General features: G+C 44.1%; 34 protein-coding genes and 1 pseudogene. 12 read left to right on the top strand and 23 right to left on the bottom strand.

Annotation, left to right across the window (positions count from 1 at the left end):
* Positions 1-1,071 precede the first annotated feature (1,071 nt).
* Complete coding sequence (gene ltrA / locus RS881_RS23335) at positions 1,072-1,938, top strand: group II intron reverse transcriptase/maturase (RefSeq protein WP_315823292.1); 867 nt, start codon at positions 1,072-1,074, stop codon at positions 1,936-1,938.
* Between the two features lie 52 nt (positions 1,939-1,990).
* Positions 1,991-2,347, top strand: a complete 357-nt coding sequence (locus tag RS881_RS23340; RefSeq protein WP_315816028.1) for a group II intron maturase-specific domain-containing protein — start codon at positions 1,991-1,993, stop codon at positions 2,345-2,347.
* Positions 2,348-3,004: 657 nt separating this feature from the next.
* Here the strand turns inward: RS881_RS23340 and RS881_RS59880 are convergent.
* From RS881_RS59880 to RS881_RS23400, 13 genes are all read right to left on the bottom strand, one after another.
* The gene (locus tag RS881_RS59880) at positions 3,005-3,340 is read right to left on the bottom strand and encodes a transposase (protein WP_350340240.1); all 336 of its coding nucleotides are present in this window, start codon (positions 3,338-3,340) and stop codon (positions 3,005-3,007) included.
* A gap of 113 nt (positions 3,341-3,453) precedes the next feature.
* Positions 3,454-3,798: an IS110 family transposase gene (locus tag RS881_RS23345; RefSeq protein ID WP_350340171.1), complete on the bottom strand. Its 345-nt coding sequence runs from the start codon at positions 3,796-3,798 to the stop codon at positions 3,454-3,456.
* An 81-nt stretch (positions 3,799-3,879) separates the two neighbouring features.
* Entirely contained in the window at positions 3,880-4,080 is a 201-nt protein-coding gene (locus tag RS881_RS23350) for a hypothetical protein (protein ID WP_315819967.1), read from the bottom strand.
* Between the two features lie 120 nt (positions 4,081-4,200).
* A complete protein-coding gene (locus RS881_RS23355; RefSeq protein ID WP_315823293.1) occupies positions 4,201-6,885 on the bottom strand; it encodes a family 10 glycosylhydrolase in 2,685 nt (894 codons plus the stop codon).
* Positions 6,886-7,126: 241 nt separating this feature from the next.
* Complete coding sequence (locus RS881_RS23360; RefSeq protein WP_315823294.1) at positions 7,127-8,755, bottom strand: hypothetical protein; 1,629 nt, start codon at positions 8,753-8,755, stop codon at positions 7,127-7,129.
* Between the two features lie 70 nt (positions 8,756-8,825).
* Positions 8,826-9,554, bottom strand: coding sequence for a response regulator (locus RS881_RS23365; RefSeq protein ID WP_315823295.1), 729 nt, complete (start codon positions 9,552-9,554; stop codon positions 8,826-8,828).
* Positions 9,555-9,759: 205 nt separating this feature from the next.
* Positions 9,760-10,350: a sensor histidine kinase gene (locus tag RS881_RS23370; RefSeq protein WP_315823296.1), complete on the bottom strand. Its 591-nt coding sequence runs from the start codon at positions 10,348-10,350 to the stop codon at positions 9,760-9,762.
* Positions 10,351-10,666: 316 nt separating this feature from the next.
* Complete coding sequence (locus tag RS881_RS23375) at positions 10,667-10,951, bottom strand: hypothetical protein (RefSeq protein ID WP_315823297.1); 285 nt, start codon at positions 10,949-10,951, stop codon at positions 10,667-10,669.
* Between the two features lie 15 nt (positions 10,952-10,966).
* Complete coding sequence (locus RS881_RS23380) at positions 10,967-11,149, bottom strand: hypothetical protein (RefSeq protein ID WP_315823298.1); 183 nt, start codon at positions 11,147-11,149, stop codon at positions 10,967-10,969.
* Positions 11,150-11,394: 245 nt separating this feature from the next.
* Positions 11,395-11,670 carry a hypothetical protein gene (locus RS881_RS23385; RefSeq protein ID WP_315823299.1) on the bottom strand — a complete coding sequence of 92 codons (276 nt, stop codon included), beginning with the start codon at positions 11,668-11,670 and terminating at the stop codon, positions 11,395-11,397.
* On the bottom strand, positions 11,667-12,152 hold the full coding sequence (locus tag RS881_RS23390) for a hypothetical protein (protein WP_315823300.1): 486 nt from the start codon (positions 12,150-12,152) through the stop codon (positions 11,667-11,669). The genes RS881_RS23385 and RS881_RS23390 overlap by 4 nt, the downstream gene beginning before the upstream one ends.
* Positions 12,131-13,000, bottom strand: coding sequence for an FAD-binding protein (locus RS881_RS23395; RefSeq protein WP_315823301.1), 870 nt, complete (start codon positions 12,998-13,000; stop codon positions 12,131-12,133). Before RS881_RS23395 ends, RS881_RS23390 begins: the two co-directional genes overlap by 22 nt.
* A gap of 53 nt (positions 13,001-13,053) precedes the next feature.
* Positions 13,054-13,413, bottom strand: a complete 360-nt coding sequence (locus tag RS881_RS23400; RefSeq protein WP_315823302.1) for a hypothetical protein — start codon at positions 13,411-13,413, stop codon at positions 13,054-13,056.
* Positions 13,414-13,598: 185 nt separating this feature from the next.
* On the opposite strand from RS881_RS23400, the gene RS881_RS23405 reads away from it, so the two are divergent.
* The 5 genes and pseudogenes from RS881_RS23405 (at position 13,599) to RS881_RS62305 (ending at position 16,867) form a co-directional block, all read left to right on the top strand.
* The gene (locus RS881_RS23405; RefSeq protein ID WP_315823303.1) at positions 13,599-14,624 is read left to right on the top strand and encodes a GlxA family transcriptional regulator; all 1,026 of its coding nucleotides are present in this window, start codon (positions 13,599-13,601) and stop codon (positions 14,622-14,624) included.
* Positions 14,625-14,771: 147 nt separating this feature from the next.
* Complete coding sequence (locus RS881_RS23410) at positions 14,772-15,341, top strand: response regulator transcription factor (RefSeq protein ID WP_315823304.1); 570 nt, start codon at positions 14,772-14,774, stop codon at positions 15,339-15,341.
* 29 nt (positions 15,342-15,370) lie between these two features.
* A complete protein-coding gene (locus RS881_RS59885; RefSeq protein ID WP_350340241.1) occupies positions 15,371-15,457 on the top strand; it encodes a helix-turn-helix domain-containing protein in 87 nt (28 codons plus the stop codon).
* Positions 15,458-15,483: 26 nt separating this feature from the next.
* The gene (locus tag RS881_RS23415; protein WP_315823305.1) at positions 15,484-16,464 is read left to right on the top strand and encodes a HAMP domain-containing protein; all 981 of its coding nucleotides are present in this window, start codon (positions 15,484-15,486) and stop codon (positions 16,462-16,464) included.
* A gap of 71 nt (positions 16,465-16,535) precedes the next feature.
* Positions 16,536-16,867 (top strand): annotated as a pseudogene (locus tag RS881_RS62305) (sensor histidine kinase).
* 616 nt (positions 16,868-17,483) lie between these two features.
* Here RS881_RS62305 and RS881_RS23425 read toward each other — a convergent pair.
* The 3 genes from RS881_RS23425 to RS881_RS23435 are packed head-to-tail and all read right to left on the bottom strand — an operon-like array spanning position 17,484 to position 19,163.
* Positions 17,484-18,185, bottom strand: coding sequence for a phosphatase PAP2 family protein (locus tag RS881_RS23425; protein WP_315823307.1), 702 nt, complete (start codon positions 18,183-18,185; stop codon positions 17,484-17,486).
* A gap of 46 nt (positions 18,186-18,231) precedes the next feature.
* Positions 18,232-18,642 carry a phosphatase PAP2 family protein gene (locus RS881_RS23430; protein WP_315824584.1) on the bottom strand — a complete coding sequence of 137 codons (411 nt, stop codon included), beginning with the start codon at positions 18,640-18,642 and terminating at the stop codon, positions 18,232-18,234.
* The gene (locus tag RS881_RS23435) at positions 18,528-19,163 is read right to left on the bottom strand and encodes a hypothetical protein (protein WP_315823308.1); all 636 of its coding nucleotides are present in this window, start codon (positions 19,161-19,163) and stop codon (positions 18,528-18,530) included. The genes RS881_RS23430 and RS881_RS23435 overlap by 115 nt, the downstream gene beginning before the upstream one ends.
* 311 nt (positions 19,164-19,474) lie before the next feature.
* Between RS881_RS23435 and RS881_RS23440 the strand changes: the two genes are divergently transcribed.
* From RS881_RS23440 to RS881_RS23450, 3 genes are read left to right on the top strand one after another with little or no spacing between them, the layout of a single operon-like run.
* Complete coding sequence (locus tag RS881_RS23440; protein ID WP_315823309.1) at positions 19,475-19,825, top strand: ArsR/SmtB family transcription factor; 351 nt, start codon at positions 19,475-19,477, stop codon at positions 19,823-19,825.
* Positions 19,826-19,827: 2 nt separating this feature from the next.
* Positions 19,828-20,175, top strand: coding sequence for an SRPBCC family protein (locus RS881_RS23445; protein WP_315823310.1), 348 nt, complete (start codon positions 19,828-19,830; stop codon positions 20,173-20,175).
* A complete protein-coding gene (locus tag RS881_RS23450) occupies positions 20,160-20,321 on the top strand; it encodes an SRPBCC family protein (RefSeq protein ID WP_315823311.1) in 162 nt (53 codons plus the stop codon). The genes RS881_RS23445 and RS881_RS23450 overlap by 16 nt, the downstream gene beginning before the upstream one ends.
* Positions 20,322-20,372: 51 nt before the next feature.
* Here the strand turns inward: RS881_RS23450 and RS881_RS23455 are convergent, their stop codons facing one another.
* From RS881_RS23455 to RS881_RS23485, 7 genes are all read right to left on the bottom strand, one after another.
* Positions 20,373-20,558, bottom strand: coding sequence for a hypothetical protein (locus RS881_RS23455; protein ID WP_315823312.1), 186 nt, complete (start codon positions 20,556-20,558; stop codon positions 20,373-20,375).
* Between the two features lie 236 nt (positions 20,559-20,794).
* Entirely contained in the window at positions 20,795-21,232 is a 438-nt protein-coding gene (locus tag RS881_RS23460; protein ID WP_315823313.1) for a DUF1801 domain-containing protein, read from the bottom strand.
* Positions 21,229-21,450: a DUF4180 domain-containing protein gene (locus RS881_RS23465; RefSeq protein ID WP_315823314.1), complete on the bottom strand. Its 222-nt coding sequence runs from the start codon at positions 21,448-21,450 to the stop codon at positions 21,229-21,231. The genes RS881_RS23460 and RS881_RS23465 overlap by 4 nt, the downstream gene beginning before the upstream one ends.
* Before the next feature lie 33 nt (positions 21,451-21,483).
* Positions 21,484-21,684 (bottom strand): hypothetical protein, encoded by a 201-nt coding sequence (locus RS881_RS23470; RefSeq protein WP_315823315.1) that lies wholly within the window; start codon positions 21,682-21,684, stop codon positions 21,484-21,486.
* 647 nt (positions 21,685-22,331) lie between these two features.
* Positions 22,332-22,670, bottom strand: a complete 339-nt coding sequence (locus RS881_RS23475; RefSeq protein WP_315823316.1) for a GIY-YIG nuclease family protein — start codon at positions 22,668-22,670, stop codon at positions 22,332-22,334.
* 332 nt (positions 22,671-23,002) lie between these two features.
* The gene (locus RS881_RS23480; RefSeq protein WP_315824585.1) at positions 23,003-24,274 is read right to left on the bottom strand and encodes an IS4 family transposase; all 1,272 of its coding nucleotides are present in this window, start codon (positions 24,272-24,274) and stop codon (positions 23,003-23,005) included.
* A 237-nt stretch (positions 24,275-24,511) separates the two neighbouring features.
* On the bottom strand, positions 24,512-24,898 hold the full coding sequence (locus RS881_RS23485; RefSeq protein WP_315823317.1) for a hypothetical protein: 387 nt from the start codon (positions 24,896-24,898) through the stop codon (positions 24,512-24,514).
* Between the two features lie 291 nt (positions 24,899-25,189).
* Here RS881_RS23485 and RS881_RS23490 point away from each other — a divergent pair, with 291 nt between their 5' ends.
* Complete coding sequence (locus tag RS881_RS23490) at positions 25,190-25,381, top strand: hypothetical protein (RefSeq protein ID WP_315823318.1); 192 nt, start codon at positions 25,190-25,192, stop codon at positions 25,379-25,381.
* A 168-nt stretch (positions 25,382-25,549) separates the two neighbouring features.
* Positions 25,550-25,837, top strand: a complete 288-nt coding sequence (locus RS881_RS23495) for a hypothetical protein (protein WP_315823319.1) — start codon at positions 25,550-25,552, stop codon at positions 25,835-25,837.
* Positions 25,838-25,887: the final 50 nt, after the last annotated feature.

Genomic DNA, 25,887 nt, shown 5'->3' on the forward strand with positions numbered 1-25,887 from the left:
ATTATAATATTACAGATAAGGTTCTTTGCGTAAATACGGAGCACAATAATTTGGATGAGTTAGAGGTTATCGAAAATTTCTATTTTAAGATATCATGTGAGATTTTTCTGAATGAGTCTATTATACTGGTTACAAAGCAACCGCAAGAATATTCATTCGGAAAGGGTATGGAGAAAAGCTATAATTTAAAGATTGATAAGATCAACGTATTAATTAATAAGATTGATAAATGTGAAAATGATTTTTGAAATCGGTAATCCAGTCCGAAGAATTTAAAAGAGGTCTTTTGATACTGGTGAAGACCAATAAAGATTTACTTGAACCCGATGTAAATATGATATTGGAAGCAACAAATTATAAAAAACAAGTTTTAATTCTTCACTTAAGTTCATATATTGCGAGGACGACGGAGATAGTATTTGCTTATATAATACAGGAGTTGATATTGAATTTTTGCAGTCTTTAAGATAACAACAAAGCCCCGCCTGACGCGGGGTTTTGTTGTGTGCCGGGCATGTATATCAGCTCTAGGGTGAAAGTCCCGAATACGTGTTACAGTGCATAGTATTAGCCAAGGGCAAGGGTGTCCATCGCGAGGTGGAATCTGAAAGAAGCCGGCGGCAAACGTTCGAGCCTACGAACAGAAATTGCATACAAGGCGGGCTGACATGGGTGATGTTGCAACACAAACAGAAACCCTACACTGTGCAGACTGTCAGAACGTAAATGCAGAGGCTACATGAACGGAAAGCGGATATACTTACCCCGGGAGGTCTGCAGGCGATTCTTCGCTTAGAGCAGAAGTCAGCCGAAGCCGTAGTAGGAAGGAAACGAGCCATCTCCCCGTAAAGGGCAAAGACGGAAGACTCACAGCCAAACCGAAGGGCCGAATGTTAGAATGGCGAAAATGAACAAGACGTTTATGATTGAGGCGATTACAATAGAAGAACATTAGAAAACTACCTGTGTGAGGATAAGCCGGAAGCTAAAAGTAAAACACAGGAGGAGTTGAGCCTCATCATGCAACCAATGGGAATAACGCTGGGATGATTTTTTTTTTTAAGTAATAGTATGCTGGAAGAAATATTAGATATCCGCAATGTACAAAAAGCCTTTAAGCAGGTAACTGCCAATAAAGGGGCTGGAGGTATAGATGGTATGCATACCGATGAACTTCGCGACTACCTGAATACCAACTGGCAAACACTGCGTACTAGTATTTTAGAAGGCACGTACCGCCCCCAGGCAGTGAAGAAAGTAGAAATAGACAAGGAAAACGGAGGCGGTAAAAGGATGTTGGGAATACCTACAGTAATCGACAGGCTAATTACGCAGTCAATAGCCCAGTGGTTGAGTCCGCAGTATGAAGCGGAGTTCTCCAATTATAGCTATGGGTTTAGAGAGAATCGCAGTGCTCATCAGGCAGTGTATCAGGCTCAAACCAGCCTGAACGACGGCAATGAATGGGTAGTAGAGCTGGACCTGGAGAAGTTTTTCGATCGGGTGAACCACGACCGGTTAATGTCGGCGCTGGCCCAAAAGATAACGGACAAGCGGACACTGAAGCTACTGCGAGCGTACCTGAACTGCGGAATAATGGAGAATGGAGTAGTGATAGAACGCAAAGAAGGCACTCCTCAAGGTTCTCCGTTATCACCGCTGATGAGCAACATTGTTTTAAATGAACTGGACAAAGAGTTAGAGGCAAGAGGCCACCGGTATGTACGATATGCAGATGACTGTAGCATCTATGTGAAAAGTGAAAAGTCAGCGGCTCGAGTGCTGACTACAATCACAGAGTTCATAGAAAAGAAGCTAAAGTTAAAAGTAAACCGCACAAAAAGTAAAGTCAGCCGCCCCAATGACAGTACGCTACTGGGTTTTTCTTTTACCGAAGCGAAAAGGGCTGGCAAATACGTATTGCGCCCAAATCGCTGAGAAAGATTAAAGAAAAGATGAAAGAGCGAACTCAGCGTAAAGCCCCGGTAAAGTGGAAGACAAGATAAAGAAGATGGAGGCGACAATCGTTGGTTGGGTGAACTACTTTAGGATAGCCAAAGCCAAAAGCAGAATGGAGGAACTGGACAGATGGGTAAGAACGCGTCTAAGGATGGGAATATGGAAACAATGGAAAAGACCAAAAACGCGGTGGATTAACCTGAAAAGGCTGGGAATCAATCCTGGGAAAGCCTATGAGTGGTCAAATAGCCGTAGGGGCTATTGCCGCATTGCACACAGTCCAATATTGACAAGGGCATTAAATAATGAATACTTTGTCAGGCATGGATACGTAGGGTTCGCAAACTACTATTACTGGAAAACAACTCACCAAACTAAGTTATTCTGACAAACCGCCGTATACCGGTCGGTACGTACGGTGGTGTGAGAGGTCTGTGAGGGAATTAATCCCTCACAACCTACTCGATTTATAATACAGTAATGAACTACGAAGCCATCTGCTGCAATTGTTTTTTTACAATGAAAGCATCTATGAGTTTTTCACTACGGATTTATCGTCATCGGCAAACTGTTCAACGGCTTTGAACTGCTGAAGCAGTTCAGTATCTTTAAGAGAAGCTTTAACCTTCTCATCCTTATCACCACTTATCAGAAAATCAACCGTAGTATCAAAAACATCAGCCCCCTAACTGGCGCAAGATTGAGGGGTAGGTTTGTGTGATGGCATCTTGTGCCTGTATGAAAATACTGGAGGCCATCTTCTATGTTGAATTCCAAGCCTCGAGTGTTTAAATTTCAATATTGCACCAGCTTTCGGGTTGGTGCAATTCTTTTCAGGTCCTATAAAAACAACCTTCTCTTGGCAGACATTGATAGTTCAAGCTGCAATTTCCAGTATTATTTTTTACAGGTTGCCAAATGCAAACTCAAAAGAGTGGTCTTGCGAGCAAGCCACAGACGGCCTCCTGCATTTATTGGCGCACCTGAGTTTTTATAAGACTATATTATATCCTGACCCTATAAAACTGAAAAAAATAAATCCTCGCTAACTAATTACGCCTGTAACATATTTCTTTTGGCTTAAAAGCACATATCTTATTCTGTTAAGTAATTTTCTGCTAACTTTTACAATTGCCTTATTTGCATTCATTCTAGGCAACAATTGTTTATAATAAAGTAGCAATGCTGGATCTTTTCGAATAGCCATCCAGGCACATTCTATCAAAATAACTTTAATAAAGGGATTGCCTCTTCGGCTGAGTCCACCAATTCGTTCTGTTTCTCCGCTGCTATGGCTATTGGGAGTCAGGCCACAATAGCTACAAAGATGATCCAGCTTCCTAAATCGCGTTTTGTCTCCTATCTCTGTCAGTATCGTCATTGCTGATACCAAGCCTATGGATGGTATGCTAAGAAGCAGTTTTATATTGGATGCATATCTTTCGCTTACAGATAAATCTCCGATAGCTACTCGTAACTGCTTTTCACGATCAATTAAAAAAATTGCTTCCCTATATATACGTCAAATGATGCTTTCCATGCGACTTCTGCAAATTTTAATGACTGCAACCATGTAATGAATGACTTGGTCCAATTGCCATTTTTGTGACTGTCTGGTACAGAGATGCCGTTTATTTTCAAAAAGGCCTTTATTCTATTTTTGACCATGGTAACATCACGAACTATGTTTGCGCGCGCCCTTAATAACAACCTGTCGGCCTCCTGACGTTCATTAGGGATATAGATGGCATTAAGCTGCCTATTCTTTAGGCCTTTAGCTATCTTTCTACTATCAACTTTATCAGTTTTACGTTTGTTTTCCTTATCGCTGGTTGGCACATCGGCAGGATGAATTACATCACATCGAATGCCCTTCTTTGCGAATGAACGTTGAATCCAGAACCCACTAAACCCAGCTTCCTATGCCAGGTAATAATTGGCACCTGGATAATTCTTTTTCAAATATCTTTCCAGCTGATCTACATCTGGTTGTTGGCTAAATGTCTTTAATTCAAATTCATCACTATAAAGACTAACCATCCAGCTTTTGTGGTGAGTATCTATACCTGCATAGATATTCTGACCGGTAAAATCTTTACCTTTAATTGAGTTTAAAATCATGACTTTGAGTTTTGTAATTAAACTTACACTTCCTCGAAGTCATGATTATAGTTTGTCTTTTCAGCTGCTGTGTTTAACACTGTATTTCCCCATTAGCACTTACCGCTCGCTACCTGCCCCTCACAGTTTAATCAGCTTCACTGTTTGTGTATTGTTGCCTTGTTTCACTTGCAGGTAGTAAACGCCCGGCCTGTAACCAGCGCCCAGGTTGAATAAGCCGTTCGCTGCCAGTCCTGTCCTTGATTCTATTGTTCTGCCGGTATTGTCAGTTACAATAATGCTTAATGGCTTCAGGGAAGTACTCAGGGTGAGTACATAGAACTGGGTGGGCGAAGGATTGGGGAAGGCCTTTACCGTGAGTATACCATCGGGGAATGGATCATTGGGTATACGTGGTACGCTTACATTAACCTGTTGTGAACGGCTATTGCCTGCAGAGTCGGTTGCTGTAATGGTAATAGTATACAAGCGGCCATTGCCCAATAGTCCGCGTTCGGCACGCAGCTTTACATGGTGCTGGTCTACAATCACCCAGTCGGGCGCTAAATTGCCATACAAGCCACCCGTTACCGGTTCATTGCTGCTAACCGACAGGGTAGTGGTCACCGGACCGCAATTGTCGGTGGCTACATAATCAATCGTTACATCCTTCATTTGCAGTGTAGGCGGCCATATCTCTGCAGGATTGGCTGCTGCATTGGTAATGAGCGGACTTTCTTTGTCTTCCACTTTTACTGTATATCCAAAGTTGGTAGCATTACCTGCCTCATCGGATACCCTCCAGTTCACCAGTGTGCTGCCTGGTTGGAATATTACACCTTGCAAACTGTTGGCATTTACAGTGGCCTGGCTTAGGCCCTGGTAGGTGAGTGTATAAGCATAAGTAAGGGTGTTACCACAACCATCGGTACCCTGGATATCCAATTGCGTACCGGCGGTAAAGCTACAGGCTGCTGAATCGGCAGGGAATACTTTCACCGATCCATTGGTGAGGGTGCTATCCAGTGCGGTGATCAGCGGTGGTATGCTGTCTTTTATGGAAACTGTCAATGAATAATTGCCTGTGTTGGCTGCTGCATCGGTGGCTGTTAAGGTTACTGTAATATCACCCCGGCCATGGATAAGCGTGCCTGCAACGGGCGATTGGGTCACGGCAATACCAGGTACAGCTGCTTGTCCATTCACCAGTGCCTGAGTAGTATAACCGGGTAATACGACCGCGCAGGTATCATCTAAATAGATGGTTTGATTACCCGAACCTACAATGGATGGCGGCAGGTTGGAAACGGTATTGGACAGCATACTTTCATTGTGAAAATGGTCCAATGCCGTTACGGTATAGTAATAGGTGGTGCCCGGCAGTCCAGTTTTATCAGCAAAAGTGGCTGTGTCGGTATTGGTAATGGCCAGGATATTGTTGACATCGCTGATGTCAATAGTGGTATCTTCCGACCGGTAGATCACAAATCGGATGGCCTTATCCAATTCCGTAGGAGCTGCTGGTTTTACCCAGTTCAACACCACTGAATCGCCCGGGTATTTTACAGCTGTTAATGTAGCGGGTGATCCTGGTGCGATGCTGTCGCGCCAGGGCATCCTTGGCAGCAGGGCAGGCTTTTGGTAGAAGAACAAGCGCAGCGAATCCCGGAAACCCAGTTTGGTGGTGCTCCGCATACTGCTGGTATTGTAAATGGCCTGTCCTTTAATATTGGGATAGAGTGGGTCCCTGTTCATGCGCATTTCATTGGGTATCATGGAGGGGTTGGCCCAGTTGACACCCTGTGCAGGATCATTCACTTTATAGCCCGCCATGCCAATATAGATATGCCTGCCATTGGCCTGGTTATTCCACCAGGGAACGATGGCGGCGTAATTGGCCCCTGGTTGCCCGATATACCAATATACCTGTGGTGCGATATAATCCACCCATCCTTCCTGCAGCCATTTTTTAGTATCGGCATACAGGGTGGTATAATGTTCCAGTCCGCTGGTAGGCGTACCAATGGCCGGGTTGGTGCTGTTGCGGTAAATGCCGGAAGGCGATACGCCAAACTTTACCCAGGGCTTTAATACCTGTATGGTATCATTCAGTCTTTTGATAAGCAGGCTCACATTATCCCGGCGCCAGTCGGCCCTGTTGGTGAAGCCACGGGGATCCAATGTAAAAGAAGAATCATCATTGTAAGGTGTCGTACCTGCCGGTGCAGCAGGGGGATAGAAATAATCATCGAAGTGAATACCATCTACATTGTAGCGATCCACAATATCTACGATCACACTGGTAATATAATTCCGTACATCCTGTAATCCCGGATCCAGTACGCGTAAGATACCCTGGCTCAGCAACCAATCCGGATGCAGTTTGGCTACGTGATTGGCAGCAAAGCCCGGCAGGTTGGCCGAGTTGGATACTGCCCGGTAAGGGTTGATCCAGGCATGGAATTCGATGCCGCGTTTATGGCATTCGTCGATCATGAATTGCAGGGGATCCCAGTCGGGGCTGGGCGCTTTGCCTTGTGTGCCCGTCAGGTCGGCCGACCAGGGTTCAATGGGGCTGGGGTACATGGCATCGCACTGACTGCGTACCTGGATGTACAGGGTATTGAGCCCGGTAGCTTTGTGGTGTTCAAGAATAGTGAGAAAGGCAGCGCGTTGCTGCGCGGGTGTTTGTGTGCGGTTGGGCCAGTCAATATTGGAGAAGGTGGCGATCCAGGCGCCACGTATTTCGCGTTTGGGCGGCGCTTGCCGGCCAAATACCAGCACACTCATACATACAAGCAATAGAGCGAGTAAAGGTTTTTTCATAAACGGTTAATTTTGCAGGTTTATGCTCAATTTACTACAAGAGACTGCAATGATGTGCAAGATTGAGTGGCTGTGGATAGAAAAATAACCTGCAAAATAACGCACAGTGTTTTTGCTTGACATATTTCTATACCAAAGAAATCGGTGCCCATTGATGGATGCAAAGAAAAAAGTAGCCGGTAGGTAGCTGTATTTTTCAATCTTCGCTTTAGCAAATATGGGTTTGGCCGTGGTAAGGGTCTTAAAATGGCAGTTGACTGGTATTTAACAACCACCTTATTGAACTGGTGGCAGGCCAAGTCCATTGTCTGTGCAGCGCAGGTCCAACAGGTGGATCATTTAAAGGTGAATAGGCGCCCCATTTTCCATTGAACTGAAGTATGACCTTATAGTTAACCGGGTATTCAACTTCACCCAGATGTATAGGGGTATTGGTTAAAAAGGAATATCCATTACCCTTGTGGGCCGGAGCTGTATAGTAATTCCAGTGTTCAGTAGGATAGTATTCGTGTGTACCATTTTCAATATAAACTACCGGATGTGTGTATTCTCCCGTTATGGGGTCGGCATATACCCTTACTACATTATCCTGTGCACGGGCATATTCATTCATATTCCAGGTAAAACGCAGATCATGTGATACAAGGTCAATACTGGTAGAATAATTGACTCCGCGATACTCCATTCCATTACCCTGGTCTATCCTGATCGGAAAATTGTCACGCAAAGCAGAAAAACGAAAACTGAACTTCATGCCATGAGCGAAGTGGGCGATTTCCTTGATCCTCTTGTTTTCAGGATCATAGATGACCTGTACAGTGGTCCAGTCGCCCTCATGATCACCAATGTTGGCAGGCATGTGAGCGGCACTATAACCCCAGAACTGCCAATACTCAATCTTGTAATAAGTCTTTCCTATATCACTACTGGAAAACACATGGTCATAATCAAACTCCCTGTTGGCCTGTATTTTTACGGGTACTACATGGCCGTATAAGCCAATGTTCTTATTGTTCAGTATAGTTTGCCAGTTGTTTCCATGCCGGCCAGGATCATTTCCAACCCCATTGACAGATGCTAAGGGGTTAATGTGATACTTGGAAAAATTCCGATTACGGATAATATTGGCATCTCCGCCGAAAGCAGTTAATAAGATCGCTGAGTTCCCAGTCAAATCCTGGTTCTTGATCAAAGGGCTACTGTTTTCATTATCGGAGGATAGTACTTCTGATTTGTTCAGGTACCAAAATACATCGGCGGGCCGGTATTCATCCTGTGTTCCATTGCGTAAAGTAAATTTATAGTAGGGACGGAATTTTTCCAGCAACTGCCGTTCTGTTACATCGTCAATACCATCCCGGTCTAAATCTCTTATTGGCTGTACAAGAACACTGGTTGTCCGTACCCTGATGTTTACAAAGGCATCCGGTTGGCGTACGCATTGGTTTTCGGTGCCGGGATCACGTCCCCAATAGCCATTATCACTATATTGATCATCTTCATAACCAAGCCAGATATAGCCGCTGGCAGCTGTAGCAGGAATAACGAATGTCCGGTTGTTACAGAGCATTATACGGCTAAGATCTTCTGTTACACCCGGAATGGAGATGAGTCCATGATACAACCTGCCGGAATTTGGGCCGGAAGGATCCACATATCGCTTCCAGGTTTTGCCAATTCCTCCTGTCTGCACACATCCTCCTGCCGTGAGGGAAATCGTGTCGCCAGGCTTTACGAAGATGCCTGTATTGTAAGATGCTTTTTTGACATCAGGCCTGATATTGTACTCGTGTACATTGGATTGGGCTATGCAGACTGTGGCCCCAAATAGTCCCAGGAAAGTGTTTAAGAAAAAGAACAACTGTTTCATAAGTAATTTTTTTAGTGATAAATAAATACTGGAAGCATGTATTGTTATTACACTAAAATTACTATGACAGCTAGCCGAAGTCAATCCCAGAAAATGGTAAGATTAGCCAGTTGCAGGTAAGTAAAATACCGGATTTATGGTAGGTGGAGTGCTGAAGCAGCAGAACCTTATGAGCGATGAATGCCGAAGCGGGCGGGTATTTCGCTTTTGAATGCACGTCCAGCTTCCGGTATATATTTTTGATGTGCGAGTTAAGCGTTTCTACCTGTATGTGGATGGCGTTGGCAATTTGTTTGTAAGATTGACCTTTCATCAGGTATTGCAAGATCTCTTCTTCCCGGCGGGTCAGGTTGGCATCCATTAATTGCTTTTCATTCCGCCCCTCTTCACGAAAGTGTTCCAGTAGCTTGCGGGCAATCCCGCTTGATAAAGGTACATCGCCCGTCATTACTTCTTCTATGGCACTTATCAATCGTAGTGCATTGCCTTTTAGCAGGTAACCATTGGCGCCTGCTTTAATGGCTTCAAATATCTTATCCTCATCCTCATGAACAGTAAACATAATGACCTGTAGGCCAGGCCATTTCTTTTTGATGATCCGGACACCTTCTATGCCATTTATGCCTGGCAATCCGATATCCATTATCACCACATCTGGTAGCGACCTGGTAAAGGCATCCGTGATGGCATGGCAACTTTCCAGGCAATGAATAAGCCTTACAAGTTCACTATCAGACAATAGTACCTGCAATTTATCGCGGTACAATTTTGAATCCTCTATTGCGGCTACCCTGATCATGTTGATGTGGTTTTAGCGATGATAAGGAAAGGTTGCCATGGTAGGGTACTTGTAATTCAATAGCTGTTCCCTGGTTGGGTGCGCTTTGAATAGTGAGACCGGCCTGCAGGTGCTGAGCCCTTTTTAATATTTTCCAAACCCAATCCACCGTCCTGTTTGCCGCTTATATGATCTGCGTCAAATCCAATACCGTTATCCCTGACTGTCAATATGAAAAATCAGGAGCATAACGGAGTGCTATCGAAATGGCCGTTGCCTGAGCATGTTTAATGATGTTTTGCAGGGACTCCTGGAATATCCTTAATATCAGTATCTGGGTCGAAGGTGACATTTTTACCTCGGTACCGTTTTCCTGATAGTTGATATCATAAACGCCGGTTCTCTGTAATTTCTCTACCTCTGTTTTAATCGCCTGTTGAATACCATTAAGAATAATGCTTTCGGAGTTGATGAGGGTGGCTACTTCTTTTAATTCACTTAAGGTATTAGCCAATAAGCCTTCCGTTTCAGTTATCAAGATATTGCTCTTGGCGGGTGTTGCAATGGCCAGCTGAAGATTGAGCCTGGCCAGGGATACCAACAAGCCTACATTGTCATGTAATTCCCGCGCTATGGTAGTTAATAAAGCGCTTTGAACATCCATTATCTCCCGGGCATGCTTTACTTTTCTTTTGTTGTTGATGACCAGTGAAAATATGGCCAGCAGGCCCAGTACCAGCAGGAGGAAGATAGCGGCCCCCAATACCAATATTATTTCCGGCGTTTGATTAAACATACAAAGGTCAATAGTAAACATAAGTTACCAATTATATTGACAGGGAATATAATATACGGGTAAATATTTATTACTAACTCCTGATACTCCTTGTATAGGTGGTTCAATGATGGGAAAAGGATGGCTTCAACACTATATACCAGGATTAAGCTGGCGACAAACCAAAAGGCCGGGTCACGGATAACGGGTGTATTACTTTCATCAAAATAGGATTGTACAAAATAAAGGGCTGCCCAAAGCATGGTAAAACAGCCCCCAATGACCAGCGATACCGATTCGAATTCATCTGCAATCAGCAAGGCTTTAAAATTGATCAGGTTGTATAGGGTATAAAGGATCAGGTAGAGCAAGATGATCTTTTAATGATCCTGTTGTGCAGAATAGACCGCATTACGATGGCATTTATGATGTGCAGGCCAACAAATACAGGATTGTAAATGTATAAATTAAATTGGTGATGCCAGGACAGCCAGCTGCTATATCCTTCTATCACCGCATAAGGCAAGCCGCTAATAGCCAGAACCTTCCAGTGTACAGCCGGTTTGTGGAACAAGCTAACAATGCCAGACAGGGTAGCTATTCCAAGAGTAAACAAGTAAATGTATTCCAATATTCTTGGCATCTGGCCTAGGTTTCACTAATTGTTAGAGACAATAAGGGGGCAGGGTTCGCCATCATTACTTTCTGTGGAAGTATAAATGTCGGTTGTGGCTTCCTGAGTTGTTGGAGCATTGGTGGTATCCGTTTTGTTCAACACAATATCCCTGCCTTTTAACACAATGGCAGTATTCCCATTCTTGGTACACACATATATATCCATCCCATTACTGAATTCTTGAATATCAGTAACTTCGAGTCTTAAAGGGCCAAAAACTTTTGGAGGATTTACCTCTCCTTCTTTTTCCCGAATTGCTGATAGTATTCTGCTTGCTTAAGCATTTTCATAACTGATAGTTTTTAGTTTCACCAAAACTAACCATTCCGGTTACACCGTACAATCCCATAAATATGGTAGCCCGGCCGTTGGAGAACCGCCGGGAAGTAAGACTGCGAGGAAAGTTTTTATTATACCACCGTTTCCGCCAACTCCTTCGGCGCATCAGCTATATATCCTGCCAGCTTACAATCTTCCAGGAACTTATTGGAGAATAGTTTGGCTGTTTTTTCATTGAGCAGGGCGCTCCGGTATTCCATCCAGGTATTGGCCTTATTGCCATACATGTGTTGAGCCAGGCCGGGAAAGGTCCAGTCGGCAGTCTTACCCCAATGGATGGTAAAGGGGATATTATTGGCTTGCAGTACTTCTATTGTACGGGTACAAAACGCTGGCAGGCTGATCATCTTATTCTTTTGCCTTTCCAGATCACGCCATCTATTTCCAGCATACAGGTTACCGGGAATTGGGTAAAGGCCAGGGTAGCCCTTGATTGCCTGACAAAACGCATGGCGTAGATGCCTGGTATGGGACCTTCTTCCCGGGCCAGCCTGGCCAACAGATCAAGGGCCCCGGGACTGTTGGCATGATCAATGCCCACAGCAATGGCATAGGCAGGTCCCTGGTAAGGCGCATCCCAGAATATTTCACCCAGCGTGCCGGTAGCTTCCAGGTCTACCGGGGGCAGTACCGACTTTTGTATTACTTTGATCAGTTTGGGAATGCTGTTCTTGAATTGTCCGGCAATTTTGGTAAACAGGATAATGAGGTCGCGGTAAATGGCTGTCTTCATCCGGGGTAACGGATCGGGGTATTCGGCCTTGTAAGGTTTCTTATACAAGGCTTCCACCACGTACTCAGGATCGTCTACATAAGGGTTAATAAACACTTTATAATGAAAGGGGCGATTGCCCTTGCCGCTGGCATCTGTTTCACCGGGAATGGTAAAGGGAGAATTGGCAAAGTCCATTGTTTGGGCCAGTTCCAGCGCCAGTTCTTTATTGATCTTTTTACATACCGCTTCAGTAAGTACCGGTCTTCCGTTTCCAGTACAATGCCGTGGATGAACCCAAATGAACCCAGGCCTACCAGGGCTGCATTGAACAGGCCATCATTGCGTATTACGCGGGCTTTGATGCGACTGGCAAACAGATCGGTCAATGCCGGTTCTGTATGTCTTTCCAGGTACACAATATCTTCCGGATTGGGACCGATGATCAGGTTGAGCCCTACTACACAATCCTGTACGGAGCCTACATCCAATGCTGAACCGTGCACACCGGTAGATAGACAACCTGCAATGGTTTGCCCATTACTGGCGCCGGTAGCTTTCAATGATTTTCCATGATCAAATACAAATTTGTGCAGCTCTTTGATCACATTGCCACACTGCACAAAGAAGAGGTTTTCGCGTTTGAAGGTAGCAGCCGGATGAATTTCATCTTCCTGTATGGCTTTCTTCAGGTTCATTTCTGCATTGAAATGCATATTGTCTTTCTGGTGTGCGATATGGTTCATGGACCAGGCCGAGCCATAGGCCCTGAAACCTTCCTTTTTATTCAAGGTTTCTTTGAGCAGCCTTTGTATTTCGGCGGCGGCATCATTGTAGCGGTCGATCAGGGAAGGCATATTGCCCTTGCCTTCCAACGATGTTTTATAGAGTACCCTGGTAGGGAAGGGGCCATTGTTGTGGAAAGTATCCCAGGTCCCTATTTCATGTTTGGTAGTAGTAGCCATAGAAATTAATTAGTCAATTTACCAATTGTTTAATTAGGTTTTTCCCGTTGCCTTTACTGCTCCTTCAAACACACATATTTGATCTTCACTTTGCGCTTTTTTCCAAAGGTGATGGCGCTTAGCAATACCCCGCCAAAAGTGACGCGGTATTCTACCGAATAAAACCCGCCCGAAGGGCATCTTTCTATGAGGTAAAACTCGCCTTCTGTCAGTTTTAAAGTGATGGTGGTATCCAGCACATGCACCTTCTTACCCCGGTAAAAATTGCCGGAGGTATTCATGGGATCTGGTTCGGGCGTGCCATCCCGGTTTACAATGCGCACGGAGTAGCAGGAGGATAGGAAGAACAACCCCATAAGTGATGCACACAATAAGACAATCAACTGTTTACGTGCATAAGGCCTTGTATTCATGTTATTGCAGTTTTTATGGATAACCGGTATGGACTGTAGGCAGCCGCTGCAGCCGGGATACATTAAATATCCGTATTATTTAATTATCAAACCATACCACAAACAGGGTAGCTGGGTGTGTAAACAGGCGGCTTGCCGGGGATTTTAGACAGACTTAAGGTGTATCTTTATGCAAAGTAGCAGCCATGAAACATGTTTCCATCATTGTACCCGAAGGGCAAAACAATGTAAGCAGTATTGTAGGTCCATTTAAAATATTCAATAAGGCCAATGCATATTGGAAAAGCCTGGGCAATGAACCTGTATTCCGCGTGCAGGTAGTGGGGCTATCAAAAACGGTTGAATTGTATGATGGCCTGTTTACCATCAAGCCCCATGCTTTTATTGCCGACATTACGCATACGGACCTCATCATCATTCCAGCCCTGAGTGGCGACTTTCCCGCTAAATTGGCTTTCAACACTGAATACTTCCCCTGGATTGTGAAGCATTACGCCCAGGGAGCCGAAATAGCCAGTATTTGTACAGGCGCTTTTATCCTGGCGGCTACGGGCCTGCTGGATGGCCGGCAATGCTCTACTCATTGGGTAGCGGCCAGTACCTTCAGGAAGTCATTTCCCCAGGTAGAACTGATTACGGAAAAGATCATTACGGATGAGCAAGGCATCTATACCAATGGCGGTGCTTTTTCTTTCCTGCACCTGCTCATCTATTTGGTAGAGAAATATTATGACCGGCCAACGGCCATTTATTGTTCTAAAATATTCCAGATAGATATGGATCGCTTTAGTCAATCTCCTTTCACCATTTTCTCGGGTCAGAAAACACATGATGATGAGCTGATCAAAGATGCGCAGGTGTTTATGGAGAAAAATATGGCCGAAAAGATATCTGTGGATCAGTTGGCGACCAGCCTCAACATCAATCGTCGCAGCTTTGACCGGCGGTTTATTAAGGCTACCAACAACACGCCGCTCGAATACCTGCAGCGTGTAAGGATAGAAGCCGCCAAACGCTTACTGGAAACCTCCCAGCAATCCGTCAATGAAGTATTGTATGAGGTGGGGTATGCTGATATCAAAGCCTTCCGGGAAGTCTTTAAGAAGATAACGGGCCTTTCGCCCCTGGATTACCGCGCCCGGTATCATAGAACCCAGCGTATACCCGAACTGGTCCATCGGCAACACCAGGATACCCTGCGTGACTATTGATGTACTACCTTACCAGCTTTCAATACGTAGGCGCCGGAGGCAGGTACCTGGACCATCATACACCAATCCGGTTGGGGTACAGAACGAGCCGGCCAGGCTGGGGAATTTTAAGGTGGTATTAAGGTTTTCAGTCAGAAATTCGTGTCCATGGAGAAGAAGCAAGTCATTGTTATTGAAGATGAAGAGTTGGTGCAACAAAGCCTGGTGGAAGGATTAAGCCATAATGGGTTTGAGGTATATGCTTTCGGATCGGCCGAACAGGCCATCCGTGCCGAAGCCCTCCACGTAGCGGATGCGATCATCATGGATATTAAATTGCCCGGCATGGACGGGTGGGTGGCCACCCAGCACATCCGGCAGGACAATAAAGGCATCCCCGTTATTATGGTCACTGCTTTCAGCGATCTTAACCACCGCATTCAGGGATTTGAAACCGGGGCCGACGATTACATCATCAAACCCTTCTTTATGGAAGAATTGGTGGCCCGGCTTAAAGCCGTGATCAAACGGTATGAAATGATCCCTGGCAGTAAACGTTTTTACCAGGTAGGCGATCTGGACATTGACGCCAAGTCCAAGGCTGTCTTCCGCCAGAAGAATCCCATCAAATTAAGTATTACTGAATTTAACCTGCTGGCGCTATTGGCCGATGGCGATGGCATGCCTGTATCCAAAGAAGAGATCATGAAAAAGTATGGAAAGGCCGCTATAGAGTAGGTGATAATACAATTGAAGTTTACATCAACCTGCTTCGCAATAAGATCGACAAACCCTTTAATAAAAAACTGATCCATACAAAACCCGGCTTCGGCTACTTTTTATCAGCCGGCTAATACACCTAAATCAGCACCATAATTGTATGAATAGTTTGCGGGTTCGTTTTGCGATTGGATTCAGCATACTCTTTACAGTATTCCTGGCTATTGCCTTCCTCATCGTGTATGTGTCGTATGCCGATTTTAGAAAGGAAGAGTTTTACAGTCGCCTAAAAGATAAGGCGCTTACCACCTTCAAACTGTTGATAGAAGTAGAACAGGTTGACCGTGAATTATTGCAGGTAATTGACAAAAATACCCTCAATAGTCTTTATGATGAAAAGGTGCTGGTATTTGAAGGTGCACACTTGATCTACAGCAGCCTTGATGACAAGGAGATCAGGTATGATCAGCAGTTGTTGTCGATGGTTAAGCTCGAAAAGGAGCTGCATACGGTCCAAAATGAGAATGAACTGGTAGCGCTCTATATTGAACAGAACCATAACTCATATACTTTACTGGCTTCGGCTTATGATAAGTATGGAAGAAGGAAGATGAGCTTCCTGAAATGGGTACTGCTCATTGTTTATTTTGCCGGATTGGCCCTTGGATGGATGGCCACCTACCTGTTTGTTAAAAATGTACTGCGGCCATTGTATGTGCTGAAAGACAATTTACAGAAAGTGACTTCGGACAACCTGCATACGCGCCTTACCCAGTCGGGGCAGGGGGAGGAGGTGGACAGCCTGGCCGCCAGCTTTAACCAGATGATGGAACGCTTGCAGCAGGCGTTCAGCATTCAAAAAGACTTTGTGCATTATGCCTCGCATGAGTTGCGTACGCCCATCACGGCCATGGTGAGTATGACCGAAAATGCCCTCAGCAAAAAATGCAGGCTGCTCAATATGAAGAGGTATTGGCCCGCCTGTTTACCCAACAGCAAAACCTTACGACCATTACCAATTCCCTGTTGCTGCTTTCTGATAAGAACCTGCAGGAGGAAGAATACCCTAAGCTGCGGTTGGATGAGCTGGTATTCCGTTCTGTTGAAATTATGCAGAACCTCTTTCCCGAAGCGCAGGTAGAAGTGAACCTGGAAGGTGATATTCCCAATGAAGAAGCGCTGCTGGTGAGGGCCAATGAACCCCTGCTTATTATGGCCTTTAATAACCTGCTCAAAAATGCCATCCAGTATTCCGAAGCACAAACTGCCCAGATCATCATCCGGTTCAAACCAACAGGGAAGGAGATCGGGTTCAGGAACAATGGTAAATTATTCCTGCCCGAAGAACGCGACCTGATCTTTGCGCCTTTTTCCGGGCGTCCACCGCTTCTAATGTAACGGGGCATGGTCTTGGCCTTCCCCTGGTAAAACAGATTGCCGAAATTCACCATGGACAAATTGCTTATCAACAGGATGGGCAAACCAATGTGTTTATTTTTGGCTTCCCATTAACAGGTAATCCAATGGCATTAAGGTGCTTTTAAGGTTGCAGCGACTAACTTACCTGCAAATAATTAATGGTTCCTAAAATCCTTTAACATGAAAAGAATGATGATCGCCTTACTGGCATTTGTTATGGTAGGTTCGGCTGTTACTGCCAATACCACCCCCCGGGCAATGAAAAGGCAGCGCATGAGACCTATTTCCAAACCAGGAAGAAAAAGGGAGCGAAAAAGGCTGTCAAGAAACACAGCAGTAAAAAAACTACGCATAAGAGACCCGCACATAAAAGGCTACAGGAAAAGCGTAATTGTTAGTTTGTATTGTGACTGTAGAAGCGCTGCAACTGTTGTTGCGGCGTTTTCTTTATAGCCCTTCAACAATAAAGCGATACAAGGATGCTGCATCGCTTTTATTGTTGTGAAGGGAAATATCACTCGTCAAAACCAGGTACAAGATATTGTACAACACCTTAAATACACCTTAAAGCCCGCCGTGTAATAATCTTTACAAGGTGACCACCTTATGTACTGTTTTTATGGCGCAAACAGGTGATCTTGCCAGATACATAACCCAGTGCCAGCGCCAATGGATAATCACCTATCCAGTGCACATCCGTATTGATCATGGCCCAGCCGGTCATACCAATCAGCGTATAACCTACATAGCCGATCCATTTTTCTCCGGATAGTTGGTCGTAAGTACAGTTACTGTTGCCATCATAGTAGCCAGGTGGCCCGATGGAAAAGCATCATAATTGGGTGTATTGGTTTGGTAATCCTTAAAAGAAGGGAAGGGGTGCCAGGCGCCTCCGCGCTGGGTGCTCACAAATGGACTTTGCCTGCCCGATATACGCTTTAGCACCTGCGTGGTTAAACCCATGGTGATAAAGGTTTCTGTAATATCACTGGCTGTTTGCAAGGCCCGGTAGTCTTTATTGATCTTGCCATATACATACAAGCCACCTGCCAGCAATAAACTCGTGCCACCTTCTCCCATTTGATAAAGGGCTGAATTAAGGTTGCGTGGTATTTTAATGATCTTGGTATCACCTGCTTTCAACAATACCTTATAGTCTGTTTCCCGTACCAGTGATATTATATCCGAAGCTTTCTTTACGCCATCCAGTATATTTTGGTCCAGTGGAATTAATACTGCGGTAGAAGCAGCTACCAAGACCAGCCCTTTCAGGTTTTGTTTTTTAAAGGGCGCCTGGGCGATCTGCCATAGGTCATTGGGCACATGCTTGATAAAACCCCATTTAACAGGACGCTCATATTGCTCCACCGTCTTTGTATTATAAAATTGGGGCATACTGTCGGTTACTTCCTGGGCCCATCCCTGGTTACCTTTGCCCAGCATTACTAAAAAAATAAGGTCAAACATTTCATAATAAGTCAGTCATCATTTAAAAGTCATAATTAAACCGCAGTGAAGTGCCATAGGCTGTGCAAACGGGTGTAAGGCTCATCTGCGACAGTTTTCTCCTTTGTAAACTATTCTTGAGGATCGTATGGGCCAATCGTTTTTCGTAATTCTTCACGACTGCTGTTCCGCAAAGGTATCCCAATAAACCGCCCGCCAGGATATCAGATCCCCAATGCCGGTTTTCTGTCATCCGGCTAAGGCCCACCAGTGTTGCCAGGGTATAGGATGCAATGACAATAGAGGGCCGGTTATTATATCGGTGGGCAAATACACTGGCTATGGCAAAGGCCGTAGTTGTGTGTCCTGATGGAAAAGAATTGAACTCGATGCCATCGTCCAGGTGCCGGTCATCAGGCCGGAAGATGCGCCAGGGCCGGTCCAGTGATTGTATTCATCAGGTCTTGTACGGCCAAAGGCTGTTTTAAGCACCATGGCCCATAAGCCCGAAGTTATATAGGATTGCGAAGCCAGGATCACCGTGGTGGTTAAATGCTCGTTATGGGTGATCATGCCATAGGCCCCGGTGCCGCCCAGTAGCAATACTCCATGCAGGCCGCCGAGGGTGGTAATGATGGGACTGGTTTTATGGATCAAAGCGAATTCTTCTTTGGCCAGGCGTAATTGACGGTTCAGCCGCCGGTCTTCCTGCAGGATGGCCGAGCCTATTATTGTAATGGCTACCAGCGCTCCCGGCGTTACGCTGGTCTTGAAGGGAGCAGTGGCCTGGTATTGCAGGTTATTGCCCAGATCATGAATATATTCCCGGATACCATAATGCGGTTGATCAAGACTGTCGGGAAAAATTACCAGGTGGCTTGTGTCTGGTACCTGGATACATTCTCCGGCTTTCAATTGCTGTATGCTGCATACAGGCAATAGCAATAGAAGCCATTGCTTTAGCTGATGGGTCACGGAATGATGTTTTAAAGGTTATCGATATAATTGATAAAAGATGGATACCCCTACTGATACTACTGGCTTTTTATTCTGAACATTTTATTAACAATTATCAGGAGGGGAGCCTTGCGCCGAACATCTATCCGGGCGCCCAATCATCCATTAACAGTACTCAGACCTATACCGGTGAATTCCTGATGACAGTAGGTTTTAATCCCGATGTAAAGGCAGGGCGCTACCATTTTATACCGGGCCCGCTTTTTAATTGACAGGTGCTGTGAGCCCTGTATAAAATAAATTTGCGCAACCCGTAGGTTGCGTGTATATTGCAACCAGCAAGTTGCATATACAATAGGTATACCAATGAAAAAGATGTTTTCCAGGCTATAGCCGATCCTACGCGTAGGGCTATTCTAAGTTTGATTGCATTACAGGCGATGACGCCCAATGCACTGGCCGAACATTTCGTTACCAGCAGACAGGCAGTTTCAAAACACATTAAAGTCCTTACCGAGTGTAACCTCTTAAAGCAGGAACAATCGGGCAGGGAAATTTATTATCACTTCAATCCAAAGAAAATGAAAGAAATAGTTGACTGGCTGGCGCAGTTCCGCCAGCTCTGGGAAACCAAATTCGATCAATTGGAATCTGTATTAAAAAACGTTAAAACCAAATAACCATGATTGTAACAAAGCAGCCGGGTATCACTAAAGACCTGGCAAAAAAACAAATTATCGTAGTACGGGAATTGGATGCACCGATTGACCAGGTATGGAAAGCCTGGACGGACAGCACGCTGCTGGATCAGTGGTGGGCTCCCAGGCCCTGGAAGGCCAATACCAGGTCAATGGATTTTAGAGAAGGTGGCGCCTGGCATTATAATATGGAAGGACCTGATGGTTCAATACATTGGTGCCGGGTTGATTTTCAAAAGATAGTTACCCATAAAAGCTTCAGCAGCCAGGATTCATTTACTGATGAAAAGGCAATACCAATACGGCATTTCCTATCATGCAATGGCATGTAAACTTTGCTGCAGCAGAAGCAGGCACTACGGTAACGGTTGAGCTCAATTTTGCCAGTGTGGCCGATCTGGAAAGGATTGTGGAAATGGGCTTTGAGCAAGGCTTTTCGATGGCATTGGGCAACCTCGATGAATTACTGGCAGCTTAATATTTGTTTATCTATAAGTTCCAGGCCACCCGGTCTGGAACTTTTCACAGACTAAAATTGCCTGTTTTTGGCCCAATAAATATCATAGTAAATATAAATACCTACTGCAAAGCAAGCCGACATGACATAAGCTTTCGTTCCGGTTGCTTCATAGATCAGTCCCATTGAGCCAATAAGTAGGTTGATGGTGCCAGCGAAATTGTAGATAAAACTATACCTGTACCGCCTTTCTTTCAAGCTTCTATAAAGTATGAGCCCTATTCCTCCAAGGATAGTGAACAAAAAGCATTCCTGGTAGAGCCCGGTAATGGTATCAATCCAGGAGGGGGCTGCAGGTAATCTGCCAGGCGGATCAACATGCCCACGAAAGCACTGGCGAAAATAATAGAGAATATAGCGTACCAGTATCGGCGGTTAGGGTGCATGATGGTTTATCGACGTACAGGGGGGAATAGTAACTAGCTCCTCTATAATCAAACTTTGATCTTAGATATCGTTTTGCCAATGGACCTGGTGGGTTTGTCCATGTCCTTAATGGCAAAGTCGATGGCCGTTTTGATCAACTGCTTTACTTTATCATTGCGATAGTCCGAGGGTTGGTTTACCGGAATATGGCGGATGAGGTTGCCTGTTCCGGTAAGTAGTTTATGCGGGTCTTTCAGCAGTGTGCCTTTGTTAAAACCCAGGTTCAGGTGATTGCTATAGATGGGCAACATGCAAAAGGCATCGCTTAGTTTATCCGAAATGGAGAAAACGGCTGTCAAGGCATGTGTATGATACACCAGCTCATTGCTGTCGGGATATAACTCCAGTATATACGCCCGTAAGTCCTTAAAAAGGCTAATGACGGCTTTCTCCTTTAGTTCCAGCAGTGCCAGGAAGCCGGGATGTATGGGTCTTGTTTTCGTCATGGTGCACAATTTGGGTGAATGACAAAATAGTAAATGGAGTTGCTCATGAGAAGTGTTGTTTTGGTTATGTTTTGCTCATGCAAGATGATCCGGTCAACCTCCTGGTAATATAAATTGCCCAACAGATCAAGGCCATCTGCAGCGGTATTGATCACTATGCCGGTGGCTGTTATTTCAGCAATCTTTATATCGCTTACCTGGTGTGTTTCAATATGCATCTTACTTAAAAATGGTGAGGCTGCTTTGTGCGGTTATTCCAGTTCGCCAGCCTTGGCATTCCGAAAATACTCTTTTATCAGAGCAGTATACAATTTATTCCGGGTTACGTTCAACCGCACCTGGGCGGCATCCCTCAATTGCTCATCAGCCAATACCGCTTTGGCCTTGTAATTGGCCACTTTCATTAAGATATTGTTTTGCTTTTGCTTAGCACTGAGCTTACGCTTGCTCATATCCGGGTAGGCGCTGACAACTGTTTTTCGCCGTATTGCTTAATGACGATCTGCTTGCCGAGGTGACCGGATAGCTTTTTTAATAAGAGGTTTTCACTGGTAGCCATAAACTTAATTTTTAGTGTTTAGCGCTTCAGGGAAGGAGTTATTACCCCCACAAATATCGGTATTTGTTCGATATAGGTAGTCGTAAAATAGGTTATTTGTAAGGTTATCTTTGGTTTTCCTTAGGGTCATCCTTGGGTAAATAGCCTAAAAATACCCTAAGAATACCCTAGGATGACCCTAAGATACGGCCATCTATCCCGAACATTCAAGCCATCTACACGGAACCCAATGTTGTTGAATTAAGGGGGTGTAACAAAGTAAAAACCACCCCGGTTATGGGCTGGCACAATTGTTTTATTCAATTTAATATGTATCATCAAATAGAAAAAAAGCCCTGAAATATTCATGGAAAGTGCAGTAATAATGCATCCGGTGGCCACTTTAGAAGATCAATGTGGTGGCCGGTGTCATATCATCCTGGATGATCATTGCTATGTTGTATGTATAGAACAAGAAGATGGTTCTTGTCGACCATCTTCTTATATATTTAAAGAGGCTTTTGAGGTAATGAAAAGCCTTCCTATGCTCTCATAATCATTTTATCCGTTGCATGTTGGCGTATAAGCCGCCAACAGGTCATTTTCAGCATTTCTCCTCCTGCTTTCTTCATTTATTGTTAAAACTCCCAAAAAATTTGCACCATTTTTTTGTATACAAGGCATTTTATGGTGGTTATCAAACCTTGTACTTAAATCTGAGGTCATGCCTATGTAAATTACTGTATGAGAGCCTCCAACGGTAGCTGCTTTGGTAAAAACATATACGCCCCCTATACTGTTAAATTCTGGCATTCCTGAATAAAGAGTAAAAGTATATTGAGTCCCTGATTTTCCCGTAAGTGTTAAAGAATAACCAGTCACAATACTTGCTGTGCTCATAACTTTTGATTTAGAGTTTTTAAAAAATGATTATTGTCAATAAAAAGCTTAGTGCAGCACAAGCAATAAATGCCAGGAGAAAAATTTGGAGGTGATAGGGGCCAGCAATATATTTGCTGTGTTATTGACCATCTCCTATTAAGTTTTTCTCGAATCCCGCAGGTTGGCGCCTGTGGGATTCTTGCATTAAGCACCTGCAATTTACCCCTCTGTAAAATAAAATCAAAAAAGGGCACTAATCTATATAATATTTTGCTTTGATAAACGCTAAATCAATTTAGTGTTTGAAAATATCTAATACCCACTGGTGTGTGCTTTGATGTTATTAAAGATCATAGCTGTTTGTAGTTCATGGAAGGGGGCTTTTTAGGGCCTTTCTTGCGTGGGTTCTTGCGATTGGGCCGCACAACTTCTACTGTCTTTTTAAGGATTGTATCGAAGGCGGAAAGCACACCAGCAATAGGTTTGTGTATGAACATCTTGGGAGCTGATTCCTTCACGATAGCCAGGGCATTTGTACGATTCACTTTATAGGCATGTTTGGTAGTCCTCTCGGCCTCCTGTTCCTTTCGTAGCTGCTCCTCTAGTGGGAAGGCTAATACCGCTGTAGTGGTCATGATGAATACCTTAGCGTAGAAGTCCTGCTTTACCGCCAGCGCTGTCTTTCCCGACCATGCTTCAAGTTGTAAACGGGTTTTGTATAGCTTATAGGCTTCTTCGATGTTCCAGCGCATTTTGTAGAGGTCAACGAATGCCTCAAAAGGGGCTTTTTCTTGATCCAGCAGTGAAGTGATTAAAACCTCGGTTCCGTCATTTGGTAAAGTCACAACGACGATCCGAACAGTCAGTTCATCATAGAATAGTCGCATCTTTGGGAAAATCTCGAATTGCTGATTCTTTTTGATGGTGACTATCTTGTCACATTCTCCATCCTTCAGCATCTCCCTTACTTCTGGCCACCAATCTTCCCTACCACGGATACAGTAGTCAATACCTTCCTGCTGAAGTTCAAAAGCTAAGGGAAAGCCGCTATAACCCCTGTCCATGATAAGCAAGTCTTGACCTGGCTTTATTTCCGCCATGTGCCGTTTTGCCAACTCTCTTTCGGGAACATCAAACCTGTCAATCTGTGCATCCAATGTAACAAAGTTCAGCACATCATACAGCATGGAAATATGGACTATTGGCTTGGGTATATCACCATTTGGCCCCATTGCTACTGATCCAAACTCCTTTTCGATTGAGCGATGGTTAGGTAATACAAGTGTGCTGCCATCAATAGCGAGCAGCCTAAAGCCATTCCAGGTCTTATATGGGGCTTCTTGATAGAAGCTATCACAACCTACTTTATTGAGGTGCTGAAAGGCTTCCCATTTCAGCTTCTTCCGGGCATGGGTGAAGGCGCTCTTGGTCACCTCCTGAATAGCAAAGTCCCCTCCCTTTACCTTCTGGTAAAAAGTGTTCAGTTCCCGCTGTATTGACCTTGTAACTCCCTGTATAATTATCACAACAAGATATACGAATTTAAGTTTCCGTTCTCTTACAAAGGCTTGTTCTGTTGAAAAACGCCTTATAAATGATTCGCTCTCAATAGTATCAGCAATATTTGCAGATACTGCACCCGGAAATCCCCGGTCTGCTGGCTACGGTTCATCTGGCAATACTTTTTATTGGATTTAAGCCCTTTCTACCGTAACTTTACAATAGAAAAGTGGAGGTAATGGGGCTTGAACCCATGCGGCGAACTGTCCAAAGGCCACCGCTCAACCTGATACCCCCTATTTTTTTGAAGTCTTAAAAGAAGCTCCCGCGTCGTCGAAAACAGGGAGCTTTTTTTATTTTTATCCTATCCAAGAGTAAAAGTTACCCTTCACTCCTTCTTGCTTTTCAACTTTGATTTGCTTGTCCTTCTCCAGCGTATTGAATATCACTGAAAGCGTTTTAATGGCCTTATTTTTCATTTCTTCCGTCGCCCTGGGATAAAGAGCATCTATAACTTCTACCGTTCTCATTGGCCTACGAGCTTGTTTCATGAAGGCTCTGATAATATCCTTGGTTAGCTTTGTATTTTCATGAAACAAATAAACATCACCCTTTGGCTCATCTATCAGCATAGCCTTAGTAGCTATCAGGCGATCTATCATTGATTGATAGTGAGTTATTTGCTCATCTATGGCCTCTATAGTTTTTCTGTATTGAGAAAAGGATGCTTTTGCATGATGATACAAACCTATTTTATTTAATTCAATAAAACAAACATTCTATTTGTTTAATTAATTAGATCGGGATTTTTAACAATCTTTGTCTGGATATAAAATAATTGCGTTAGCTCTCCCAGCTTTCGAAACGACCAATTTTTACAAAGTATACGGGGATCAGCGAAGCGTCACGCCTAAGGCGTGGGCTTACGTCAGCTCGTATACATGGCGCTTGGTCGTGCCAGGAAAGCGGTGGATTCTATAGTCCCACGCTTTTTAATTTTTGCATGTCATAAGGGGCAATGACATTAACCTCTTTTCATGAATTTATTAAGAATTTTAGGTGGCGCATTACTTGTAGTTCTTATTATTGGATATTTTAGAACAAGCCTTCCTAAGCCTAAGAATGATAATAGTTTGATAGTACTGCAACAACATTTAGAGCAAGCAGCAGAAGAAACCAAAAGGAACAAGATGAAGCATCCAAAATTTGTCTTTATTCTCAAGAACTAAGTCCGGATTCCTTAATTGAAATATATTACCCTTGTAGGTGGCAACCTTATATCGATTCAATAAACATACTCCTACAATAAAAAAACAGTTTGTATTTCAAGAATATAATACATTCATTTCCCTTATTGTAGATATAGAAAAATCAAAAAAACGCCATTCCTTAAAGATTTGACTAAGCCCAATTCTGCTCAATTATTAACAGAGAGTGTCAAGCATTTAGGCAGATATATTTCATCTCAAGTTTTAACAATAAATGGCTACCCAGCACAGGAGATTATAATTAAAGGGAAACATGGAGGAGGGTATACTTATTCTATGATGGTGATTATTTATGCAGGTAAAACCCAGCTTACGTTGACATATCTAGTAGGGGGATCTAAAGAGGAGCCTGTAACACAAGGTTTCTACTATAAGAAGGAACTTTTCAGGAAATTGGCTCAAAAAACTCAATTTTAATCTCAACTCCATGTGGGGAACATGGTATAAACCGTAAAACCGACTGATTG

Source organism: Paraflavitalea speifideaquila, from assembly GCF_032395985.1.
In the GTDB taxonomy this organism is placed as follows: domain Bacteria; phylum Bacteroidota; class Bacteroidia; order Chitinophagales; family Chitinophagaceae; genus Paraflavitalea; species Paraflavitalea speifideaquila.

Coding starts and splice junctions, on each gene's coding strand:
- RS881_RS23360 (WP_315823294.1), bottom strand. CDS start 8,755: ATGAAACAGTTGTTCTTTTTCTTAAACACTTTCCTGGGACTATTTGGG.
- RS881_RS23470 (WP_315823315.1), bottom strand. CDS start 21,684: ATGAGCAAGCGTAAGCTCAGTGCTAAGCAAAAGCAAAACAATATCTTA.
- RS881_RS23370 (WP_315823296.1), bottom strand. CDS start 10,350: ATGTTTACTATTGACCTTTGTATGTTTAATCAAACGCCGGAAATAATA.
- RS881_RS23405 (WP_315823303.1), top strand. CDS start 13,599: ATGAAACATGTTTCCATCATTGTACCCGAAGGGCAAAACAATGTAAGC.
- RS881_RS23460 (WP_315823313.1), bottom strand. CDS start 21,232: ATGACGAAAACAAGACCCATACATCCCGGCTTCCTGGCACTGCTGGAA.
- RS881_RS59880 (WP_350340240.1), bottom strand. CDS start 3,340: ATGACGATACTGACAGAGATAGGAGACAAAACGCGATTTAGGAAGCTG.
- RS881_RS23380 (WP_315823298.1), bottom strand. CDS start 11,149: ATGGATATATATGTGTGTACCAAGAATGGGAATACTGCCATTGTGTTA.
- RS881_RS23425 (WP_315823307.1), bottom strand. CDS start 18,185: ATGCTGGGCAAAGGTAACCAGGGATGGGCCCAGGAAGTAACCGACAGT.
- RS881_RS23415 (WP_315823305.1), top strand. CDS start 15,484: ATGAATAGTTTGCGGGTTCGTTTTGCGATTGGATTCAGCATACTCTTT.
- RS881_RS23465 (WP_315823314.1), bottom strand. CDS start 21,450: ATGCATATTGAAACACACCAGGTAAGCGATATAAAGATTGCTGAAATA.
- RS881_RS23475 (WP_315823316.1), bottom strand. CDS start 22,670: ATGAGCACAGCAAGTATTGTGACTGGTTATTCTTTAACACTTACGGGA.
- RS881_RS23445 (WP_315823310.1), top strand. CDS start 19,828: ATGATTGTAACAAAGCAGCCGGGTATCACTAAAGACCTGGCAAAAAAA.
- ltrA (WP_315823292.1), top strand. CDS start 1,072: ATGCTGGAAGAAATATTAGATATCCGCAATGTACAAAAAGCCTTTAAG.
- RS881_RS23375 (WP_315823297.1), bottom strand. CDS start 10,951: ATGCCAAGAATATTGGAATACATTTACTTGTTTACTCTTGGAATAGCT.
- RS881_RS23410 (WP_315823304.1), top strand. CDS start 14,772: ATGGAGAAGAAGCAAGTCATTGTTATTGAAGATGAAGAGTTGGTGCAA.
- RS881_RS23365 (WP_315823295.1), bottom strand. CDS start 9,554: ATGATCAGGGTAGCCGCAATAGAGGATTCAAAATTGTACCGCGATAAA.
- RS881_RS23355 (WP_315823293.1), bottom strand. CDS start 6,885: ATGAAAAAACCTTTACTCGCTCTATTGCTTGTATGTATGAGTGTGCTG.
- RS881_RS23350 (WP_315819967.1), bottom strand. CDS start 4,080: ATGATTTTAAACTCAATTAAAGGTAAAGATTTTACCGGTCAGAATATC.
- RS881_RS23400 (WP_315823302.1), bottom strand. CDS start 13,413: ATGAATACAAGGCCTTATGCACGTAAACAGTTGATTGTCTTATTGTGT.
- RS881_RS23450 (WP_315823311.1), top strand. CDS start 20,160: ATGCAATGGCATGTAAACTTTGCTGCAGCAGAAGCAGGCACTACGGTA.
- RS881_RS23395 (WP_315823301.1), bottom strand. CDS start 13,000: ATGGCTACTACTACCAAACATGAAATAGGGACCTGGGATACTTTCCAC.
- RS881_RS23490 (WP_315823318.1), top strand. CDS start 25,190: ATGAATTTATTAAGAATTTTAGGTGGCGCATTACTTGTAGTTCTTATT.
- RS881_RS23385 (WP_315823299.1), bottom strand. CDS start 11,670: ATGATCAGCCTGCCAGCGTTTTGTACCCGTACAATAGAAGTACTGCAA.